Annotated in this window: 16 protein-coding genes; 10 read left to right on the forward strand and 6 right to left on the reverse strand. The window is 59.4% G+C overall.

Annotated elements, in window-relative coordinates; translation table 11 throughout:
- Nucleotides 1–39 precede the first annotated feature (39 nt).
- Nucleotides 40–1,086, reverse strand: a complete 1,047-nt coding sequence (locus tag I6G83_RS17405) for a 3-deoxy-7-phosphoheptulonate synthase (RefSeq protein WP_054306130.1) — start codon at nucleotides 1,084–1,086, stop codon at nucleotides 40–42.
- Nucleotides 1,087–1,264: 178 nt separating this feature from the next.
- Nucleotides 1,265–2,086 (reverse strand): posphoenolpyruvate synthetase regulatory kinase/phosphorylase PpsR, encoded by an 822-nt coding sequence (ppsR, locus tag I6G83_RS17410; protein ID WP_041412082.1) that lies wholly within the window; start codon nucleotides 2,084–2,086, stop codon nucleotides 1,265–1,267.
- A 632-nt stretch (nucleotides 2,087–2,718) separates the two neighbouring features.
- Here ppsR and ppsA point away from each other — a divergent pair.
- A complete protein-coding gene (gene ppsA, locus I6G83_RS17415; protein WP_015672143.1) occupies nucleotides 2,719–5,097 on the forward strand; it encodes a phosphoenolpyruvate synthase in 2,379 nt (792 codons plus the stop codon).
- 470 nt (nucleotides 5,098–5,567) lie between these two features.
- Here the strand turns inward: ppsA and ydiK are convergent, their stop codons facing one another.
- Nucleotides 5,568–6,668, reverse strand: a complete 1,101-nt coding sequence (gene ydiK / locus I6G83_RS17420; RefSeq protein ID WP_015672144.1) for an AI-2E family transporter YdiK — start codon at nucleotides 6,666–6,668, stop codon at nucleotides 5,568–5,570.
- Between the two features lie 496 nt (nucleotides 6,669–7,164).
- Between ydiK and ydiJ the strand changes: the two genes are divergently transcribed.
- Nucleotides 7,165–10,221: a D-2-hydroxyglutarate dehydrogenase YdiJ gene (gene ydiJ / locus I6G83_RS17425; protein WP_054306131.1), complete on the forward strand. Its 3,057-nt coding sequence runs from the start codon at nucleotides 7,165–7,167 to the stop codon at nucleotides 10,219–10,221.
- Nucleotides 10,218–10,634 carry a 1,4-dihydroxy-2-naphthoyl-CoA hydrolase gene (gene menI / locus I6G83_RS17430; RefSeq protein WP_054306132.1) on the forward strand — a complete coding sequence of 139 codons (417 nt, stop codon included), beginning with the start codon at nucleotides 10,218–10,220 and terminating at the stop codon, nucleotides 10,632–10,634. Before ydiJ ends, menI begins: the two co-directional genes overlap by 4 nt.
- A 43-nt stretch (nucleotides 10,635–10,677) precedes the next feature.
- On the opposite strand, the gene I6G83_RS17435 is transcribed toward menI, so the two are convergent.
- Nucleotides 10,678–11,082 carry a hypothetical protein gene (locus tag I6G83_RS17435; protein WP_015672149.1) on the reverse strand — a complete coding sequence of 135 codons (405 nt, stop codon included), beginning with the start codon at nucleotides 11,080–11,082 and terminating at the stop codon, nucleotides 10,678–10,680.
- 575 nt (nucleotides 11,083–11,657) lie between these two features.
- Between I6G83_RS17435 and sufA the strand changes: the two genes are divergently transcribed.
- The 7 genes from sufA (at nucleotide 11,658) to I6G83_RS17470 (ending at nucleotide 18,571) form a co-directional block, all read left to right on the forward strand.
- The gene (gene sufA / locus I6G83_RS17440; RefSeq protein WP_015672150.1) at nucleotides 11,658–12,029 is read left to right on the forward strand and encodes a Fe-S cluster assembly scaffold SufA; all 372 of its coding nucleotides are present in this window, start codon (nucleotides 11,658–11,660) and stop codon (nucleotides 12,027–12,029) included.
- 14 nt (nucleotides 12,030–12,043) lie between these two features.
- Nucleotides 12,044–13,549: a Fe-S cluster assembly protein SufB gene (gene sufB / locus I6G83_RS17445; protein ID WP_054306139.1), complete on the forward strand. Its 1,506-nt coding sequence runs from the start codon at nucleotides 12,044–12,046 to the stop codon at nucleotides 13,547–13,549.
- 62 nt (nucleotides 13,550–13,611) lie between these two features.
- Nucleotides 13,612–14,358 (forward strand): Fe-S cluster assembly ATPase SufC, encoded by a 747-nt coding sequence (gene sufC, locus I6G83_RS17450; RefSeq protein WP_015672152.1) that lies wholly within the window; start codon nucleotides 13,612–13,614, stop codon nucleotides 14,356–14,358.
- The gene (sufD, locus tag I6G83_RS17455; RefSeq protein ID WP_054306133.1) at nucleotides 14,333–15,607 is read left to right on the forward strand and encodes a Fe-S cluster assembly protein SufD; all 1,275 of its coding nucleotides are present in this window, start codon (nucleotides 14,333–14,335) and stop codon (nucleotides 15,605–15,607) included. The genes sufC and sufD overlap by 26 nt, the downstream gene beginning before the upstream one ends.
- A complete protein-coding gene (sufS, locus tag I6G83_RS17460; protein WP_054306134.1) occupies nucleotides 15,604–16,821 on the forward strand; it encodes a cysteine desulfurase SufS in 1,218 nt (405 codons plus the stop codon). Before sufD ends, sufS begins: the two co-directional genes overlap by 4 nt.
- 33 nt (nucleotides 16,822–16,854) lie before the next feature.
- On the forward strand, nucleotides 16,855–17,268 hold the full coding sequence (gene sufE / locus I6G83_RS17465; RefSeq protein WP_015672155.1) for a cysteine desulfuration protein SufE: 414 nt from the start codon (nucleotides 16,855–16,857) through the stop codon (nucleotides 17,266–17,268).
- 286 nt (nucleotides 17,269–17,554) lie between these two features.
- Nucleotides 17,555–18,571, forward strand: coding sequence for a L,D-transpeptidase family protein (locus I6G83_RS17470; protein ID WP_054306135.1), 1,017 nt, complete (start codon nucleotides 17,555–17,557; stop codon nucleotides 18,569–18,571).
- Between the two features lie 153 nt (nucleotides 18,572–18,724).
- Here the strand turns inward: I6G83_RS17470 and I6G83_RS17475 are convergent, their stop codons facing one another.
- Nucleotides 18,725–18,961 (reverse strand): major outer membrane lipoprotein, encoded by a 237-nt coding sequence (locus I6G83_RS17475; RefSeq protein ID WP_015672157.1) that lies wholly within the window; start codon nucleotides 18,959–18,961, stop codon nucleotides 18,725–18,727.
- 308 nt (nucleotides 18,962–19,269) lie between these two features.
- The gene (gene pykF, locus I6G83_RS17480) at nucleotides 19,270–20,682 is read right to left on the reverse strand and encodes a pyruvate kinase PykF (protein ID WP_054306136.1); all 1,413 of its coding nucleotides are present in this window, start codon (nucleotides 20,680–20,682) and stop codon (nucleotides 19,270–19,272) included.
- Between the last annotated feature and the right edge of the window lie 47 nt (nucleotides 20,683–20,729).

Raw genomic sequence — 20,729 nt, forward strand, 5'->3', positions numbered from 1 at the left:
CGCGGCAGGCCGGGGCGCTAAACCCCGGCCGGGGGCGGGTCAGAAGCGGGTATCCACCGCGTCCGCCAGCATCGCCAGCAGCTGTTCGCTGTCCGACCAGCTGAGGCATGGGTCGGTGATGGACTGGCCATAGGTCAGCGGCTGGCCGGCGACGATTTTCTGCGTGCCTTCCAGCAGGAAGCTTTCCGCCATCACCCCGGCGACGGCGGAGGAGCCGGCGCGGATCTGTTGGCAGACGTCCTCGGCCACGTCCAGCTGGCGGCGGTGCAGCTTCTGGCAGTTGCCGTGGCTGAAGTCGATCACCAGCTGCTCCGGCAGGTCGAACTCGCGCAGGCTGTCGCAGGCGGCGGCGATATCCGTGGCGTGGTAGTTCGGCGTTTTGCCGCCGCGCATAATGATATGGCCGTACGGGTTGCCGCTGGTCTGGTAGATGGTCATCTGGCCGCTTTTATCCGGCGACAGGAACATATGGCCGGCGCGCGAGGCGCGGATGGCGTCGATGGCGATGCGGGTGTTGCCGTCGGTGCCGTTTTTGAAGCCGACCGGGCAGGAGAGCGCCGAGGCCATCTCACGGTGGATCTGGCTTTCGGTGGTGCGCGCGCCGATGGCGCCCCAGCTGATCAGGTCGGCAATATACTGGCCGATCACCATATCGAGAAATTCGGTGGCGGTCGGCAGGCCGAGCTGGTTGACGTCCAGCAGCAGCTTGCGCGCCATTTCAATGCCGCGGTTGACCTGGTAGCTGCCGTCCAGCGACGGGTCGGAGATCAGGCCTTTCCAGCCCACTACGGTGCGCGGCTTCTCAAAGTAGGTGCGCATCACGATTTCCAGCCGATCCTGGTAGCGTTCGCGCATGGCGTTCAGGCGGCCGGCGTAGTCCAGCGCGGCGTCGATGTCGTGAATCGAGCAGGGGCCGATCACCACCAGCAGGCGTTTATCTTCCCCTGACAGGATGCGTTCGATACGTTTACGTGACGCTGTCACGTTAGCGGCAACCGCCGTGGAAATCGGCAGCTTGTCCGCAAGCGTTTGCGGCGTAACCAGGCTGTCGATGCGCGTGGTCCGCAGTTCATCTGTTTTGTGCATGTCGTTCTCTGAATCTGTTTTTCTTCTACGGCGGGAGTACCGGGAAGTGATGACGATCACAATAACGCAAAAGCAGCTGATTTCAACCGTACAAAATGAGATTTATTGACCTGACACGGCAAAAAAAATGCGTGGCGTACCGTCACGCCGCTCACGCGGCGTGAGCGAAGCGGCACGATCAGAACATGCGACGGCTCATGCCGAGGATATCGAGGATTTTGGTGGAAATCTCCTCCACCGAATAGTTGGTGCTGTTGAGGTAGCGGATCTGGTTTTTGCGGAACAGCGCCTCCACCTCGGCAATCTCCATCCGGCACTGGCGCAGCGAGGCGTAGCGGCTGTTTTCCCGCCGCTCTTCGCGGATGGCGGCCAGCCGTTCCGGATCGATGGTCAGGCCGAACAGTTTATGCTGGAAGGGTTTCAGCGCCGCCGGCAGCTGCAGGTTGTCCATATCGTCGGCGATAAACGGGTAGTTGGCGGCGCGGATGCCGAACTGCATCGCCAGATAGAGGCTGGTGGGGGTTTTACCGCAGCGGGAGACGCCCAGCAGGATCACCTGCGCCTGATCGAGATTGCGCAGCGAGATGCCGTCGTCGTGCGCCAGGGTGTAGTCGATGGCGGCGATGCGCGCGTCATATTTGCCCAGGTTGCTGGCGGTCAGGCCGTGGGTGCGGTTCGGCACCGGCGTCGGATCGACATTCAGCTCCTGCTGCAGCGGGCCGACCAGCGCTTGCACGATATCCTGGCAAAAGCCTTCGCTCTGCACGATCACCTGACGCACTTCCGGCGAAATAATCGAATAGAACACCAGCGGGCGTTCGCCGGTCTGCTGGTAAATGGCGTTGATCTGCTGGCTGACGGCGCGCGCCCGCGCTTCGGTTTCGACAAACGGGAGCGAATAGGTGGTCGCCGTGACCGGAAACTGCGACAGCACCGCATGGCCCAATACCTCTGCGGTAATGGCGGTGCCGTCCGAAATATAGAAAACGCTTCTTTCCACCCGTGACTCCTTAATTGAGAAACAGTAATCCTGCTGCTGCGGCAATAGCGCTGCCTGAAGGTTAAGCATAATGGGCTCCAGATGATTCGGCGGTAAAGAGGCTAACAAAAAAAGTGTGACGACAAGAGACGCTTGCTCAGGGAATGGGCAGCGGCGGGGCAAAATAGGAATAATCGGCAGCCGATTGCCGTCTGAAACCCTTTTTCTGTTTTTATGAAATATTAATCCTGGCCGCAAAGAGGGCGCGGGGGCGGAAAAGCGAGCTTCCTCGCGTCGGCGGGGGCAGTTTTTCAATTTAAAGTTTAAATATTATGTAATTTATTGAAATAAAACGCGCTTGACCAAAAAGGGAACGATACCACGCGTAATATTTCACTTGGGTAATACTCTTAAAATCCATTTTCTTCATTGGGTTGAACGATTCACCTTTCCATTTCTCATGAATGATTGTGCTAGTCTGGTTACGCTCAAACCAACGAGCAGTTAACGCAATTGAAGTAGGCTGCGCTCAGGCCCCATAAGCGATGAGCAACGCGAAATAACCGGCCCGGCATTTATGTCGGCAGGGTGCTCAGCCGATGCGCAGCCTAAAGTCCGTCTATACCCTACTGATAGCAATAAGGATTGTCTCGATGCCCAACAATGGCCCAGACTTGCGTAATGTGCTTTGGTATAACCAGCTTGGCATGAACGATGTTGACCGCGTTGGCGGCAAAAATGCCTCGCTCGGTGAAATGATCACCAATCTTTCCGATCTGGGCGTGGCCGTGCCAAACGGTTTTGCCACCACCGCACAGGCGTTTAACGATTTCCTGGAACAAAGCGGCGTTAACCAACGCATTTACCAACTGCTGGATAACACCGACGTTGACGACGTCACGCAGCTGGCGCAGGCCGGCGCGCAGATCCGCCAATGGATTATTGATACGCCGTTCCACCCGGAATTTGAGCGCGAAATCACTCTGGCTTACCAGCAGCTGGCCGACGGCGAAGCGGAGGCCTCGTTTGCCGTCCGTTCCTCCGCCACCGCTGAAGATATGCCGGACGCCTCGTTTGCCGGCCAGCAGGAAACCTTCCTTAACGTGCAGGGCATCGACGCCGTGATGGTGGCGATTAAACACGTGTTTGCCTCACTGTTTAACGACCGCGCCATCTCTTACCGCGTGCATCAGGGCTACGATCACCGCGGCGTGGCATTGTCCGCCGGGGTACAGCGCATGGTGCGTTCGGATCTGGCCTCTTCCGGCGTGATGTTCACCATCGACACCGAATCCGGCTTCGATCAGGTGGTGTTTATCACCTCCGCCTTCGGCCTGGGCGAAATGGTGGTGCAGGGTGCGGTGAACCCGGATGAGTTCTACGTGCACAAGCCGACGCTGCAGAACAACAAGCCGGCCATCGTGCGCCGCAACCTCGGCTCGAAGAAAATCCGCATGGTGTACGCGCCGTCGCAGGATCACGGCAAGCAGGTGCAGATCGAAGACGTGCCGGACGAGCAGCGCAACCGCTTCTCCCTCAGCGACGACGAAGTGCAGGCGCTGGCGCACCAGGCGATGCTGATTGAAAAACACTACGGCCGCCCGATGGATATCGAGTGGGCCAAAGACGGCCATACCGGCAAGCTGCTGATCGTGCAGGCGCGTCCGGAGACCGTGCGCTCCAACGGCCAGGTAATGGAACGCTACCAGCTGAACGGCAGCAGCAGCGTGCTGGTGGAAGGGCGTGCTATCGGCCACCGCATCGGCGCCGGCCCGGTGAAGGTGATCCACGACATCAGTGAAATGGATCGCATTCTGCCGGGCGACGTGCTGGTGACCGATATGACCGACCCGGACTGGGAGCCGATCATGAAGAAGGCGGCGGCGATTGTCACCAACCGCGGCGGCCGCACCTGTCACGCGGCGATTATCGCGCGTGAGTTGGGCATCCCGGCGGTGGTGGGCTGCGGCCACGCCACCGATCTGCTGAAAGACGGCCAGAAGGTCACCGTTTCCTGCGCCGAAGGCGACACCGGCTATGTCTATCAGGATGAGCTGGAATTCAGCGTGCAGAGCTCTGAAGTGACCGAACTGCCGGCGCTGCCGCTGAAAATCATGATGAACGTCGGCAACCCGGATCGGGCGTTCGACTTCGCCTGCCTGCCGAACGAAGGCGTCGGCCTGGCGCGTCTGGAGTTTATCATCAACCGCATGATCGGCGTGCACCCGCGCGCGCTGCTGGAGTTTGACCAGCAGACGCCGGAACTGCAGGCGGAAATCCGCGGCATGATGCAGGGCTACGACGATCCGGTCGAGTTTTACGTCGGCCGCCTGGTGGAGGGCATTGCGACGCTGGGCGCCGCGTTCTGGCCGAAGCGGGTGATCGTGCGCCTGTCCGACTTTAAATCCAACGAGTACGCCAACCTGGTCGGCGGCGACAAATACGAACCGCACGAAGAGAACCCGATGCTGGGCTTCCGCGGTGCGGGTCGCTATGTTTCCGACAGCTTCCGCGACTGCTTTGCGCTGGAGTGTGAAGCGGTGAAACGCGTGCGTAACGACATGGGGCTGACCAACGTCGAAATCATGGTGCCGTTCGTCCGTACCGTGGCGCAGGCGGAAGCGGTGGTGGCCGAACTGGCGCAGCAGGGGCTGAAACGCGGCGAAAATGGCCTGAAAGTGATCATGATGTGCGAAATCCCGTCCAACGCCCTGTTGGCGGACCAGTTCCTTGAGCACTTTGACGGCTTCTCCATCGGCTCCAACGACATGACGCAGCTGGCTCTGGGGCTGGACCGCGACTCCGGCGTGGTGTCGGAACTGTTTGATGAGCGCAACGAGGCGGTGAAAGCGCTGCTGGCGATGGCGATTCAGGCGGCCAAACGCCACGGCAAATACGTCGGCATCTGCGGGCAGGGGCCTTCCGACCATGAAGATTTTGCCGCGTGGTTAATGGAGCAGGGCATCGACAGCCTGTCGCTGAACCCGGATACCGTGGTGCAGACCTGGATTAATCTGGCGCAACAAAAATAAGCCATTTTAATTAAATTAAGAATAATGCCATAGCCGCAACTTTGTTGCGGCTATTTTATTTCCGAATGTAACTTGGCTGGGGTGAGAAAATAATGGCGTTGAAAAATAGAATAAAAAAAAGCCCATCATAAAGATGGGCAAAGACTACACACAGCAATTCATATGTATGGCATTACATTGTTCGGAAACTTGCTTGGCTTCAGCGAGTTAAAGTAAGATATGGCAATGATACTAAGCACTTAGCGCGATTTAGTCATTAAGATTTGTCCTAATAATTGAAATTTGAATCATTAAATGCCTATTTTTTTTTCTTATTTAGCGCAATGGAACATGTATTCTTTCAGCATGTTTATTAACGTGACGTTCGGTGTGACAAAATAGGTTTTATATTAATACGGATTGGCCTGAGGGGGGGGGAATGAGATTAATGCTGTCAATGCGCCTGCCCATTGCGGGCAGGCGCGATTGAATTACATCTCTTCCAAATCTTTGGCGACTTCTTCCAGGTCGGCGGTCGGCTCCGGCGTTTCGTTCATCCAGGCGGTGAGCAGACGGTAGGAGACGGCCAGCACCACCGGACCGATAAACAGCCCGATCATGCCGAAGGCCAGCAGGCCGCCGATGACGCCGGACAGAATCAGCACCATCGGCAAATCGGCGCCCATACGGATCAGGATCGGCCGCAGGAAGTTGTCCAGCGTGCCCACCACGCAGCTCCAGACCAGCAGCACGGTGCCCCAGGTGGTGTCGCCGCTCCAGTAGAGCCAGATAATGGCCGGCACCAGCACCGGCAGGGGGCCGAGCTGCGCGACGCAGAAGATAAACATCAGCACCGCCAGCAGCACCGCCGCCGGAATGCCGGCGATCGCCAGCCCGATGCCGCCCAGCACCGACTGCACCAGCGCGGTGACCACCACGCCCAACGCCACGGCGCGGATCGCCTGGCCGCCCAGCAGCACGGCGGCGTCGCCGCGCTCGGCGCCCAGGCGCACGGCGAAGTGGCGGATACCCAGCGCCACCTGTTCACCACGGGCGTACAGCAGCGCGCTGAACAGCACCATCAGCGAACAGTGCATCAGGAAGCGGCCGATATGCGCCGCCTGCGAAGCGAACCAGGTCGCGGTGCGGCCGAAGTAGGGCTGAACCTTGGCGATCAGCGCGCCGCCGCCGCTTTGGATCAGCGTGTGGTAGCTGTCATACAGCTTGTCGCCGATCATCGGCACCGCATGCAGCCAGGCCAGATCGGGAATATGTACCTTGCCCGGCGTGCTGGCCCAGGCGACCAGCGGCGCGCTGTTGTCCACCACGCTGTTAACCAGCAGCGCAATCGGCATTACGAACAGCAGCACCAGCAGCAGCGTCATCACCAGCACCGCCAGCGAGCGTCGTCCCCAGAGCAGCTTCTGCAGTTTCAGCAGCACCGGCCAGGTGGCGATCACCACCATGCCGGCCCAGGCAAAGCCGAGTATAAAGGGCTGCACCACCCAGAAGCAGGCGATGATCATAATGGCAATAAACAGCACGCCAAAAATTAGCCTTGGTAAATCGTAACGAGGTTGTGGGAGTGTCATGAAAGGCTCTCATCCTATGGTTGGTAGTACCCGCCCGCCAGCGCATGACGGGGGATAGATTCCGTTGTTCCCATTAATCATGATGCATTTTGGTTAAATTTCACAGAGAGACAGATAATTAATACTGATGAGAGTGCCATCGAGGGGAAGTGGAATACCTGCTCTGGCGTACCGCCTTTTTGGCGACGACGATGTTTTATCCGATCCGGCAAGCGTTTGCCTAAAGGTGGCCCGTTCCGCTTGTTTTTCCTGAATATCCATTTCAATATGTCGTGTATGCCCGTCATACTTCCAGTTACAGACGTGTTGGCTACGTTCAGTCAGCCGATCGCTTGCCGCAGCAAGCTCAGCGGAACTCCTTCTCTTGCCGCCTTCCTGTAACTCGAACTATGCAGGGCATAGATAGCGATAACAAAAATTTAGGGCAGGCCCGCGACGGACCTGATTCCGCGTTTATCAGCGCATAAAAACGAGACGGACAGGGTCTACAAAAGCAATGATCCCACAAATAGCTCAGGCGCCCGGGTTGGTTCAGCGGGTGCTGGATTTTTTGGAAGCGTTAAAGCACAACGGATTTAACGGCGATATCGCCACCAGCTATGCCGATCGCCTGACGATGGCGACCGATAACAGTATTTATCAGCTGCTGCCGGAGGCGGTGCTGTTTCCACGCTCAACCGCCGATGTGGCGCTGATCGCCCGTCTGGCCGGCGAGGAGCGTTTCAATACGCTGACCTTCAGCCCGCGCGGCGGCGGCACCGGCACCAACGGCCAGTCGCTCAACAGCGGCATCGTGGTGGATATGTCGCGCCATATGAACCGCATTCTGGATATTAATCTGGAGCAGGGCTGGGTACGGGTTGAGGCCGGGGTGATCAAAGACCAGCTCAATCAATACCTCAAGCCGTTCGGCTACTTCTTCTCACCGGAACTCTCCACCAGTAACCGCGCCACGCTGGGCGGCATGATCAATACCGACGCCTCCGGGCAGGGCTCGCTGGTGTACGGTAAAACCTCCGACCACGTTCTGGGCCTGCGTGCGGTGCTGTTGGGCGGCGATATGATCGACACCCGCGCTATGCCGACGACGCTGGCGGAAACGATTGCTCAGGAACAAACCGCCGAAGGGCGCATCTACCACACCGTGCTGAACCGCTGCCGCGACCAGCGCGCGCTGGTCCTGGAGAAATTCCCCCGGCTCAACCGTTTTCTGACCGGCTATGACCTGCGCCACGTGCTGAGCGACGATCTGCAGACCTTCGATCTGACGCGCATTCTGACCGGTGCCGAAGGCACGCTGGCGTTTATCACCGAAGCGCGGCTGGATATTACGCCGCTGCCTAAAGTACGCCGGCTGGTGAACGTCAAATACGATTCGTTCGACTCGGCGCTGCGCAACGCACCGTTTATGGTGGAGGCCAAGGCGCTGTCGGTGGAGACCATCGACTCCAAGGTGCTGAACCTGGCGCGGGAAGATATTGTCTGGCACTCGGTCAGCGAGCTGATCGCCGACGTGCCGGATCAAGAGATGCTGGGGTTGAATATCGTCGAGTTCGCCGGCGATGACGAAGCGCTGATTGAACAGCAGCTGGACTCGCTGTGTCAGCGGCTGGACGCGCTGATGGCGGAGCGGCAGGCCGGCGTGATCGGCTACCAGGTGTGCGGCGATCTGGCCGGCATCGAGCGGATCTACGGCATGCGCAAAAAGGCGGTCGGGCTGCTGGGCAACGCCAAAGGGCAGGCCAAACCGATTCCGTTTGCGGAAGACACCTGCGTGCCGCCGCAGCATCTGGCGGACTATATCGCCGAATTCCGCCAGCTGCTTGACGGCCACGGCCTCAGCTACGGCATGTTCGGCCACGTTGACGCCGGGGTGCTGCACGTACGGCCGGCGCTGGATATGTGCGACCCGCAGCAGGAGATGCTGATGAAGCAGATCTCCGACGAGGTGGTGGCGCTCACCGCCAAGTACGGCGGTCTGCTGTGGGGCGAGCACGGCAAGGGCTTCCGCGCCGAATACAGCCCGGCGTTCTTCGGCGAGGCGCTGTATGAAGAGCTGCGCCGCATCAAGGCGGCGTTCGATCCGGACAACCGCCTGAACCCCGGCAAAATCTGCCCGCCGCTCGGCGTCGATGCGCCGATGATGAAGGTAGACGCGGTAAAACGCGGCACGCTGGATCGCCGCATTCCGATCGCCGTGCGCAGCTCCTTCCGCGGCGCCATGGAGTGCAACGGCAACGGCCTGTGCTTTAACTTTGACGCGCGCAGTCCGATGTGCCCGTCGATGAAAATTACCGGCAGCCGCATTCATTCGCCGAAGGGGCGCGCCGCGCTGGTGCGCGAATGGCTGCGCCTGCTGAGCGAGCAGGGCGTCGATCCGGTACAGCTGGAGCAGCAGCTGCCGCAGCAGCGCATGAGCTTCCGCAACCTGATCGAAAAAACGCGCAACAGCTGGTACGCCGGTAAGGGCGAGTATGACTTCTCGCACGAGGTGAAAGCGGCGATGTCCGGCTGCCTGGCCTGTAAAGCCTGCTCCACCCAGTGCCCGATCAAAATCGATGTACCGGGGTTCCGTTCGCGCTTTCTGCAGCTGTACCACACGCGCTATCTGCGCCCCGCCAGCGACTACGTGGTGGCCGGCGTGGAGAGCTATGCGCCGCTGATGGCCAAGGCGCCGAAGGTGTTCAACTTCTTCCTGAAGCAGCCGTGGCTGCGCGATCTCAATCGTAACGCCATCGGTATGGTCGATGTGCCGCTGCTGTCCAGCCCGACGCTGCGCCAGCAGCTGTCCGGCCATCAGGCGATCAATATGACGCTTGAACAGCTGGAGGCGCTGCCGCATGCCGCGCGCGACCAGTATGTGCTGATCGTGCAGGATCCGTTCACCAGCTATTACGACGCCGTGGTGGTGGCGGATTTTGTCCGGCTGGTGGAAAAACTCGGCTATCGGCCGGTGCTGCTGCCGTTCTCGCCGAACGGCAAGGCGCAGCACGTGAAAGGCTTCCTGACGCGCTTCGCCAAAACGGCGCGCAAGACCGCCGATTTCCTCAACCGCGTCGCCCGGCTGGGCATGCCGCTGGTCGGGGTCGATCCGGCGCTGGTGCTGTGTTACCGCGATGAGTACCAGGAGATCCTCGGCGAGTCGCGCGGCGACTTCCGCGTACAGCTGGTGCATGAATGGCTGCAGACGCTGCTGGCGGAGCGGGCCGAGCAGCCGGCGACCGGCGAAGCCTGGTATCTGTTCGGCCACTGCACCGAGACTACCGCGCTGCCGGCCAGCAGCCAGCAGTGGGCGTCGATCTTCGCCCGCTTCGGCGCCAAATTGGAAAACGTCAGCGTGGGCTGTTGCGGCATGGCCGGCACCTACGGCCATGAAAGCAAGAACCTGCAAAATTCGCTCGGGATTTATGAGTTATCATGGCACCAGGCGCTGCAGCGGTTGCCGCGTCAACGTTGCCTGGCTACCGGCTATTCCTGCCGCAGCCAGGTCAAACGGATTGAGGGCAACGGCGTGCGGCATCCATTACAGGCGCTGCTGGAGATGATTGCGTGAAGCTGTGGAAACGAGAGACAACGCTGGAACAGTTAAACCGTTCCGGTGAGGGCTGCATGGTGGGCCATGTGGGGATTGAATTTACCCACATCGGCGATGATTTTCTGGAAGCCACCATGCCGGTGGACCCGCGCACCACGCAGCCGTTCGGCCTGCTGCACGGCGGCGCGTCGGTGGTGCTGGCGGAGTCGCTGGGTTCGATGGCCGGCTACCTGTGCACCACCGGCGACCAGCAGGTGGTAGGGGTGGAGATCAACGCCAACCACCTGCGGCCGGCGTTCGACGGCCGGGTGCGCGGCGTCTGCCGCGCGCTGCACGCCGGGCGGCGCAATCAGGTCTGGCAGATCGAGATTTTCGACAAGCGCGACAAGCTGTGCTGTATCTCCCGCCTGACTACGGCGGTGATTGAATAACACGTCACGGCCCGGCGTCAGCGCCGGGCCTTATGCCGCGCCCTTACAGCTGAAAGGGCACGCGTTTGACGAAGTCCTTCTGATAGGCGTTGGCCTTTTCCCAGGTTCCCTCCATCGCGTATTTCTGACAGATCAGCGTCAGGGTATGGCGCGCAAAATGGTAGCTCTGCACCCGAAACAGCTGACAGCGCTGCGGGTTGTTGATCTCGACGATCAGCCGGTTATGCAGCTTGCTGAGGGCGTGCAGGTAGCTGTCGTCATCGCCGTTTTCCAGACACAGATTGGCCATATTCAGACAGACGCTGTTATAACGCTTCAGGTGGTCGACGTTGCACGTCGGCCGCTTGAGCGCTGCTTCCGCCATATAGAAATCCACCGTGGCGTCGCGGATACTGAATTTGTAGTCATCAATCTTGCCCAGCAGCCATGCATTCATCGAGATATTCATTCGCCTACGCCTGATAAAGTAAATGATAATCATTATCATATTTGCAGCCGCGGCGGCGATCAATCATCCGTGATAAATTTTTTTCCTGCGCCGGCACTCAGGGCACGACGATCCATTTGTCCGTGAGCGACTAAACTTTAACCTGTAAGGGAAATTTACCGCCGGCGTGATGCCGGTGGCGTTTTGGCGTGCGAGGGCATTTTTAAACCAGACAGCACGCAGAAATAGGTATTTTCTATGAATGTTTAAGGCAGCGTCCCAGGACGCGCACGGCAGCAAAACGGGACAGCGCGTCAGGCGGCGTAGGGGTAAATAAAGTTTATGTTATTCAGTTGATTAGCGATGAGCTTGCGCCGAAGGTCGGCCGTGGTGGCGGCAGGTGTCCGCGTAGCTTGCCGGCCGGAAGAGGGAAAATTGGTGCGCTGGGGCGATACCCCTGCAAAACCAACGGTTGAAGTGATAATCATTATCACTAACATGGCTGGCAGATATCCCGCGCAGCGTGCGCGCGTCGCGTGTAACACGACGGGAAGAGGATGATGCGTCTCGTCAGAGACCAGTAAGAGGTAGGTCATATGCAAACAGAAAATGTTGGCACTTTTTCGCTGGACGAGCAGACCTGGCAGGGCATTTCGCTCAGCGACAGCGCCGTGCAGCAAATTATCAAGCTGATGCAGCAGGACCCGCAGGTTAAAGGGCTGCAGCTGAGCGTAAAACAGTCCGGCTGCGCCGGCTTCGGCTACGTGCTGGATCTGACCCGCGAGCCGGCCGACGACGATCTGCTGTTTGAGCGCGACGGCGCCAGACTGTACGTGCCGCTTAAAGCGATGCCGTTTATCGACGGCACCACGGTGGATTTCGTCCGCGAAGGGCTGAATCAGATATTTAAGTTCAATAACCCCAAAGCTCAGCACGCCTGCGGGTGCGGCGAGAGCTTTGGCGTTTGAGTGATGTGATCGCCATGACACGAAGCAATGTAAATGTAGAAGTTCCTGATAACGTGCAGGCCTGGGTCAGCGAGGGACGCTATAAGGAAGGCTTCTTTACCCAGCTGCAGACCGATGAGCTTGCCAAAGGCATTAACGAAGAGGTGGTGCGGGCGATTTCGGCCAAGCGCAACGAACCGGCGTGGATGCTGGAGTTCCGCCTCGAGGCCTACCGCGCCTGGCTGCAGATGGAAGAGCCGCACTGGCTGAAGGCCAACTACGACAAACTGAACTATCAGGATTACAGCTATTACTCGGCGCCGTCCTGCGGCAGCTGCGACGACGCCTGCGGCTCCCAGCCGGGGGCCGAGCAGCAGGCGGGCGCCGCGCTGAACGACAACGGCTACCTGACCAGCGAAGTGGAGCAGGCGTTCGAACAGCTGGGCGTGCCGGTGCGCGAGGGCAGTGAAGTGGCGGTGGACGCCATTTTCGACTCGGTGTCCGTCGCCACCACCTACCGGGAGAAACTGGCGGAGAGCGGGGTGATCTTCTGCTCGTTCGGCGAAGCGATTCAGGAACATCCGGAGCTGGTGCGTCAGTACCTCGGCCGGGTGGTGCCGTCTAACGATAACTTCTATGCGGCGCTGAACGCCGCGGTGGCCTCCGACGGCACCTTCGTCTATGTGCCGAAAGGCGTGCGCTGCCCGATGGAGCTGTCCACCTATTTCCGCATCAACGCGGCGAAAACCGGCCAGTTTGAACGCACCATTCTGATTGCCGATGAGGGCAGCTACGTCAGCTATATCGAGGGCTGCTCCGCGCCGGTGCGCGACAGCTACCAGCTGCACGCGGCGGTGGTGGAGGTGATCCTGCATAAAGACGCCGAGGTGAAGTACTCGACGGTGCAGAACTGGTTCGCCGGCGGCGAAAGCAAAGGCGGCATCCTGAACTTCGTCACCAAGCGCGCGCTGTGTGAAGGCGCTAATTCCAAAATGTCCTGGACCCAGTCGGAAACCGGTTCGGCCATTACCTGGAAATACCCCAGCGTCATCCTGCAGGGGGACAATTCGATCGGCGAATTCTTCTCGGTGGCGCTGACCAGCGGCCATCAGCAGGCGGATACCGGCACCAAGATGATCCATATCGGCAAAAACACCAAATCGACCATTATTGCCAAGGGCATCTCCGCCGGCCACAGCCAGAATACCTACCGCGGACTGGTGAAAATCCTGCCGGGGGCGGAAAACGCGCGTAACTTCACCCAGTGCGATTCGATGCTGATCGGCCCGGACAGCGGGGCGCACACCTTCCCGTACGTCGAGGCGCGCAACAACAGCGCGCAGCTGGAGCACGAAGCCACCACCTCGAAAATCGGTGATGACCAGCTGTTCTACTGCCTGCAGCGCGGTATCAGCGAAGATGACGCCATCTCGATGATCGTCAACGGTTTCTGTAAGGACGTTTTCTCCGAACTGCCGCTGGAATTCGCGGTGGAAGCGCAAAAGCTGCTGGCCATCAGCCTGGAGCACAGCGTCGGTTAACCCTGCCGGTTTGGCGGCAGCGACAAGATTTTGGGCGTGACAACGCCACCTGAGGATACAGCATGTTAAGTATTAAAGATTTACGCGTCAGCGCGGAAGACAATGAGATCCTGAAAGGACTGAGTCTGGAGATTAAACCGGGCGAAGTGCATGCCATCATGGGGCCGAACGGCTCCGGCAAGAGCACCTTGTCCGCGACGCTGGCCGGGCGTGAAGAGTATGAGGTCAGCGGCGGCAGCGTCACCTTTAAGGGCAAGGACCTGCTGGAGCTGGATCCGGAAGATCGCGCCGGCGAAGGGGTCTTTCTCGCCTTCCAATACCCGGTGGAGATCCCCGGCGTCAGCAACCATTTCTTTTTGCAGACCTCGGTCAATGCGGTGCGCAAATACCGCGGCCTGGAGGCGCTGGACCGTTTCGACTTCGCCGATTTTATCGAAGAGAAGATCGCGCTGCTGGATATGCCGGCCGACCTGCTGAGCCGCTCGGTGAACGTCGGTTTCTCCGGCGGTGAGAAGAAGCGTAACGATATTCTGCAGATGGCCGCGCTGGAGCCGGATTTGTGCATTCTGGATGAGACCGATTCCGGGCTGGACATCGACGCGCTGAAAATCGTCGCCAACGGCGTGAACTCGCTGCGCGACGGCAAGCGCGCCTTTATTATCGTCACCCACTATCAGCGTATTCTGGATTACATCAAACCGGATTACGTCCACGTACTTTCCCAGGGGCGCATCGTGAAATCCGGTGATTTCTCTCTGGTGAAACAGTTGGAGGAGCAGGGCTATGGCTGGCTTGCCGACCAACAATAATTCACGCGCGCTGCAACAGCTCTACAGCCTGTTTGAGGCGCAGGGCGGTGAGCACTCCCCGCATGCCCTGACCAACTGGCAGCAGGCGCTGCGGCTGGGCTGGCCGACGCGCAAACATGAAAACTGGAAATATACGCCGCTGGACGGCCTGCTGGAGCAGCAGTTCCATGCGCCGCAGCCGGCGGCGGTGAGCGCCGAGCGCTGCGCCGAGCTGGCGCTGCCCCTCGACGCCTACCGGCTGGTGTTTGTCGACGGCCGCTATCAGGCGGATCTGAGCGACGCCGATCTCGGCGACTACCAGCTGGAACTGACCGGGTATCAGCTGCCGGAGCCGATTCAGCCGGAGATCTTCCTGCACCTGACCGAGAGCCTGGCGCCGGAAAGCAGCCTGATTCGCCTGCCGGCCGGCAAAGTGGCCGCCCGTCCGCTCTATCTGCTGCATATCAGCAGCGGGCGCAGCGGCGCCGGCGAGATCAACAGCGTGCACCATCGCCACCACCTGGAGGTGGCGGCCGGCGCGCAGGCGGAGGTGATCGAACATTACGTCAGTCTGAATGAGCACGCGCACTTTACCGGCGCGCGCCTGACCGCGACGGTGGGCGACAATGCCCAACTGCACCACTGCAAGCTGGCGTTTGAGAATCAGCCGAGCTACCACTTTGCCCATAACGACCTGAAGATTGGCCGCGACGCGCGGGTGAAAAGCGACAGCTTCCTGCTGGGCGCCGGCCTGACGCGGCACAACACCAGCGCGCAGCTGAACGGCGAAGGCGCCAATCTGCAGCTCAACAGCCTGGTGCTGCCGGTGGGGAAAGAGATCTGCGATACCCGCAGCTATCTGGAGCATAACAAAGGCTATTGTGAGAGCCGTCAGCTGCATAAAACCGTGGTCAGCGACCGCGCCAGGGCGGTGTTTAACGGCATGATCAAGGTGGCGCAGCACGCCATCAAGACCGACGGCCAGATGACCAACCACAACCTGCTGCTGGGCAAGGTGGCGGAGGTGGACACCAAGCCGCAGCTGGAGATTTACGCCGACGACGTCAAGTGCAGCCACGGCGCCACCGTGGGCCGCATCGACGAAGAGCAGCTGTTCTATCTGCAGTCGCGCGGCATCGCCAAGCATGATGCGCAGCAGATGATTATCTTCGCCTTTGCCGCCGAACTGACCGAAGGCATCGGCAATGATGTGATTCGCGAGCGGGTGTTGGCGCATATTGCACAGCGCCTGCCGCGGGAGGCCGTATGAGTTTTCCGATTGAACAGGTGCGCCGGGACTTTCCGCTGTTGGCGCGTGAGGTCAACGGTCAGCCGCTGGCGTACCTCGACAGCGCCGCCAGCGCGCAAAAGCCGCAGGCGGTGATTGAGCGCGAAATGGCGTTCTACCGCCATGGTTACGCCGCGGTGCACCGCGGCATTCACAGCCTGAGCGCCGAGGCGACGCAGCAGATGGAGGCGGTGCGTGAACAGGCGGCGCGCTTTATCAATGCCGCGTCGGCGGAAGAGATTGTGTTCGTCAAAGGCACCACCGAGGGCATCAACCTGGTGGCCAACAGCTACGGCAGCCTGCTGCAGCCGGGCGACAGCATCATCATCACCGAGATGGAGCACCACGCCAATATCGTGCCGTGGCAGATGCTGGCGCAGGCGCGCGGCGTGACGCTGCGCGTCTGGCCGCTGCAGCCGGACGGTACGCTGGATTTGGCCGATCTGCCCGGCCTGATCGACGACAGCACCCGGCTGCTGGCGATTACCCAGGTCTCCAACGTGCTGGGCACCGTCAACCCGCTGCACGACATTATCGCCCGGGCGCACGCCGCCGGGGTGAAAGTGCTGGTGGACGGCGCGCAGGCGGTGATGCATCAGCAGGTGGACGTACAGGCGCTGGACTGCGATTTTTACGTATTCTCCGGCCATAAGCTGTACGGCCCGTCGGGCATCGGCATTCTGTACGGCAAGGCCGATCTGCTGCAGCAGATGCCGCCGTGGGAAGGCGGCGGTTCGATGATCCAGCAGGTCAGCCTGACGCAGGGCACCACCTATGCCGAGGCGCCGTGGCGCTTTGAGGCCGGCTCGCCCAATACCGCCGGCATTATGGGGCTGGGCGCGGCGCTGAGCTACGTATCGCAGCTGGGGCTGGCGCAGATTCAGCAGTATGAGCAGGCGCTGATGCAGTATGCGCAGGAGGCGCTGCAGCAGGTGCCGCAGCTGCGCGCCTACGGGCCGGCGCAGCGCGCCGGGGTGATCGCCTTCAACCTGGGGGAGCACCACGCCTATGACGTCGGCAGTTTCCTGGACCAGTACGGCATCGCTATTCGCACCGGTCACCACTGCGCCATGCCGCTGATGGCGTTTTATCAGGTGCCGAGCATGTGCCGCGCTTCGCTGGCGATGTACAATACCCGCGAGGAAGTGGATCGGCTGGTGGCCGGTCTGCAGCGAATTCAGCGGCTGCTGGGCTAAGCGCCCGGCGGCGGAACAACGATAGGAAGCCTGATGGCCAACTTGCCGGATAAAGATAAACTGGCGCGTAATTTTTCACGCTGCCTGAATTGGGAAGAGAAATACCTGTATGTGATCGAGCTGGGCGGCCGCCTGCCGCCGCTGGCGGAGGAGGCGCACCGTCCGGAGAACCTGATTTCGGGTTGCCAGAGCCAGGTGTGGATCCTGATGCGCAAAAACGCGCAGGGCCAGGTCGAGTTCAGCGGCGACAGCGACGCCGCGATTGTCAAAGGCCTGCTGACGGTGGTGTTTATTGTCTACCGCGACCTGACGCCGCAGCAGATCGTCGAGCTGGACGTACGTCCTTTCTTTGCCGATCTGGCGCTCAGCCAGCATCTGACGCCGTCGCGTTCGCAGGGGCTGGAGGCGATGATCCGCGCCATCCGGCAAAAAGCCGCGCAGCTGTAATACTTTTCCCGCCCGTCGTACCGGCTCATTGATTATGTCAATGAGCCTTTACAAAACGCCGCCAAATAGCCCCGTCCATCGCAAATCAACGTTTTTTCAAATGCTTAGTTGTTGACGTTATCTTGACAAATCCTGCCTGGAGTTAGGTTATAACACCTTGATTTTTAGGCGACTTATTGCCTTTACACCCAACGTTGCTAGTATTAAACAGGTGAATGTCTGATTTACCCGTAAACCGGCGGCAGTTAGCCTTGTGGCCGAACCGTACTGAAAAATAGGGAAGAGTATGAAACGTGCGTTGACATTGATGGGCGTACTATTCGCCTCCGTGTTAGCCGGCAGTCAGGCGGCTAACGCGACCGAATATCCGTTGCCGCCGGCGAATAGCCGCCTGATTGGCGAAAATACCACCTACACCGTACCGAATGAGGGTCTCTCGCTGGAGGCGATCGCCGCCAAATACCAGATTGGCCTGCTGGGGATGCTGGAGGCCAACCCCGGCACCGATCCTTACCTGCCCAAGCCGGGCAAGGTGCTGACCATTCCGACGCAGATGCTGCTGCCGGACACCAAGCGTGAAGGCATTGTGGTCAACCTGGCGGAGCTGCGGCTGTATTACTACCCGAAAGGGGAAGATAAGGTGATTGTCTACCCGATCGGCATCGGCCAGACCGGCATGCATACGCCGCTGAAGGTCACCTCGGTCAGCCAGAAGATCCCGAACCCGACCTGGACGCCGACCGCCAATATTCGCAAGCGCTACGCGGCGAAGGGTGAGACGCTGCCGGCGGTGGTGCCGGCCGGGCCGAATAACCCGATGGGGCTGTTCGCCATGCGCCTGGCGATGGGACACGGGGAATATCTGATCCACGGCACCAACGCCAACTTCGGCATCGGCATGCGCGTTAGCTCCGGCTGTATCCGCCTGCGCCCTGACGATATCGAAGCGCTGTTCAACAGCGTGCCGAGGGGCACCCGCGTGCAGATTATCAACGAGCCGGTGAAGGTATCGGTGGAGCCGGACGGTAAGCGCTATGCGGAAGTGCATCAGCCGCTGTCGAAAGTGGAAAGCGACGATCCGCAGACCATGCCGATTACGCTGTCCAAGTCGCAGCAGAAATTCGTCGATAGCGCAGAAACGGACAAGTCGGTGTTTGACAGCGCGATGACGCGCCGCTCCGGCATGCCGGTGCTGGTGAGCGTCGGGCAGAACCCCGCAGACGTCCCTCTGCCGTCGGTACAGCTGTTTGGCGGCAGTAAGCAGGCCGAGACACAGGCGGCGCCGATCAGCCAGGCACAGTAGCGTACAGCGCGCGTAAACGGTAAAGCTCAGCCAGGCGCTGGGCTTTTTTTTATCTCATTGGCTGGGGATGTCAGGAAAGGGCGGGCGAAGCGGGAACGACAGGCATAAAAAAACGGCGCACAGAGCGCGCCGTTTTCAGTTACCGAAACTCTCTTACTTTTTGTAAGAATGAGCTTGGTTGTCCAGACGCTGGTTAGCACGTGCTGCGTCGTCTTTAGCTGCTTGAACGTCGGAACGGATAGAGTTCACGTCGTTGCTCAGTTGATCAACTTTAGCGTTCAGAGTCTGAACGTCAGAAGACAGTTGATCGATTTTAGCGTTGCTAGAGCAACCAGCCAGCAGAGTAGAACCCAGGATTACAGCGCCCAGTACCAGTTTAGTACGATTCATTATAACACCCTCTAGATTGAGTTAATCTCCATGTAGCGTTACAAGTATTACACAAACTTTTTTCGAAAGAGAATAAATTTTTTGCGTTGGAGGGCTTTATTTTGATCGTTCGCTCAAACTTGCATCTTGTTTTACACAATAGTTAAAAAAGTGAAGCAAAACAGCCGGATTCCATCAGACTGCTCCTATTCATTATTGCCTTAATAATGACGCGTCGGCTATTGCGTTTTCGGAAATATCGTTTACTCAGGTAAAAAAAAACGCCGCAGAGCGGCGTTTTGTCCAGCAGATTTCTGTCACTTTTTAAATTACAGCACGTGAACGGAAGCGGTATTGGTGGTGCCGCTCGGCACCAGCGCGCCGGAAACCATCACCACGATGTCGCCTTTTTGCGCCAGGCCGCTGGCCAGCGCCGCTTCTTTACCAATGCGGTAGAAGTCGTCGGTAGAGGCGATCTCTTTGACCATCTGCGGGATCACGCCCTTGCTCAGCGCCAGCTGGTGGCAGGTGACTTCGTTGGTGGTCAGCGCCAGGATGTTGGCGTCCGGGAAGTATTTACGCACGGATTTGGCCGACTTGCCGCCGCTGGTGGCAACGACGATCAGCGGCGCCGCCAGTTTCTCGGCGGTTTCCACCGCGCCGCGGCATACCGCTTCGGTGATGCGCAGTTTGCGGGTGTCGTTCAGGCTGTCGATGCGGCTCGGCATCACTTTATCGGTGCGCTCGCAGATGGTCGCCATGATGCTGACCGCTTCCAGCGGGTATTTGCCCTTGGCGCTCTCGCCGGACAGCATAACCGCGTCGGTGCCGTCCAGAATGGCGTTGGCGACGTCGCCGGCTTCCGCGCGGGTAGGGCGCGGGTTCTTGATCATCGAGTCGAGCATCTGGGTGGCGGTGATGACCACTTTGCGTGCGCGATTACATTTTTCAATCATCATCTTCTGCGCGAAGATCACTTCTTCCACCGGGATTTCCACGCCCAGATCGCCGCGCGCTACCATGATGCCGTCAGAAGCTTCGAGGATTTCGTCGAAGTTGTTCAGGCCTTCCTGGTTTTCAATTTTGGAGATGATCTGAATCTGCTCGCCGCCGTGGGCTTTCAGGTGCTCACGGATTTCCAGCACGTCGGAACGTTTGCGGATAAAGGAGGCGGCGACGAAGTCCACGCCTTGCTCGCAGCCGAAGATCAGGTCGCGCTTGTCTTTTTCCGCCAGCGCCGGCAGCTGGATGGACACGCCCGGCAGGTTAACGCCTTTGTTTTCGCCGAGGTCGCCGTTGTTCAGCACCTTGCACACCACTTCGCTTTCGCTGATATCGGTCACTTCCATGCCGATCAGGCCATCGTCAACCAGCACGGTGTTGCCGATTTTCAGGTCGGCGGCGAAGCCAGGATAGGTGACGGCAACGCGATCGCTGTTGCCGATCACGCTCTGATCGGTGGTGAAGGTGAAGGTCTGGCCGGCCACCAGCGCCGCATCTTTACCGCCTTCCAGCTTCATGGTGCGGATTTCCGGGCCTTTGGTGTCCAGCAGGATGCCGGCGGTGGTGCCGGTCTTGGCCATTACCGCACGCATGTTTTTGATGCGGTTGCCGTGCTCTTCATAGTCGCCGTGTGAGAAGTTCAGGCGCATGACGTTCATGCCGGCGTTCAGCAACTGGGTCAGCATTTCTTCCGATTCGGTTTTGGGACCGATAGTACAAACAATTTTGGTCTTTTTCATGACGATTTTTTCTACAAGTTGTGATGGATAATAAAGCGAATAAAGCC

The sequence above is a fragment of the Serratia rubidaea genome, from assembly GCF_016026735.1.
Classification (GTDB): Bacteria; Pseudomonadota; Gammaproteobacteria; order Enterobacterales; family Enterobacteriaceae; genus Serratia_B; species Serratia_B rubidaea.

Coding starts and splice junctions, on each gene's coding strand:
- sufA (WP_015672150.1), top strand. CDS start 11,658: ATGCAAACAGAAAATGTTGGCACTTTTTCGCTGGACGAGCAGACCTGG.
- sufD (WP_054306133.1), top strand. CDS start 14,333: ATGGCTGGCTTGCCGACCAACAATAATTCACGCGCGCTGCAACAGCTC.
- ppsA (WP_015672143.1), top strand. CDS start 2,719: ATGCCCAACAATGGCCCAGACTTGCGTAATGTGCTTTGGTATAACCAG.
- I6G83_RS17405 (WP_054306130.1), bottom strand. CDS start 1,086: ATGCACAAAACAGATGAACTGCGGACCACGCGCATCGACAGCCTGGTT.
- ydiK (WP_015672144.1), bottom strand. CDS start 6,668: ATGACACTCCCACAACCTCGTTACGATTTACCAAGGCTAATTTTTGGC.
- pykF (WP_054306136.1), bottom strand. CDS start 20,682: ATGAAAAAGACCAAAATTGTTTGTACTATCGGTCCCAAAACCGAATCG.
- sufC (WP_015672152.1), top strand. CDS start 13,612: ATGTTAAGTATTAAAGATTTACGCGTCAGCGCGGAAGACAATGAGATC.
- ydiJ (WP_054306131.1), top strand. CDS start 7,165: ATGATCCCACAAATAGCTCAGGCGCCCGGGTTGGTTCAGCGGGTGCTG.
- sufB (WP_054306139.1), top strand. CDS start 12,044: ATGACACGAAGCAATGTAAATGTAGAAGTTCCTGATAACGTGCAGGCC.
- I6G83_RS17435 (WP_015672149.1), bottom strand. CDS start 11,082: ATGAATATCTCGATGAATGCATGGCTGCTGGGCAAGATTGATGACTAC.
- sufE (WP_015672155.1), top strand. CDS start 16,855: ATGGCCAACTTGCCGGATAAAGATAAACTGGCGCGTAATTTTTCACGC.
- sufS (WP_054306134.1), top strand. CDS start 15,604: ATGAGTTTTCCGATTGAACAGGTGCGCCGGGACTTTCCGCTGTTGGCG.
- I6G83_RS17475 (WP_015672157.1), bottom strand. CDS start 18,961: ATGAATCGTACTAAACTGGTACTGGGCGCTGTAATCCTGGGTTCTACT.
- I6G83_RS17470 (WP_054306135.1), top strand. CDS start 17,555: ATGAAACGTGCGTTGACATTGATGGGCGTACTATTCGCCTCCGTGTTA.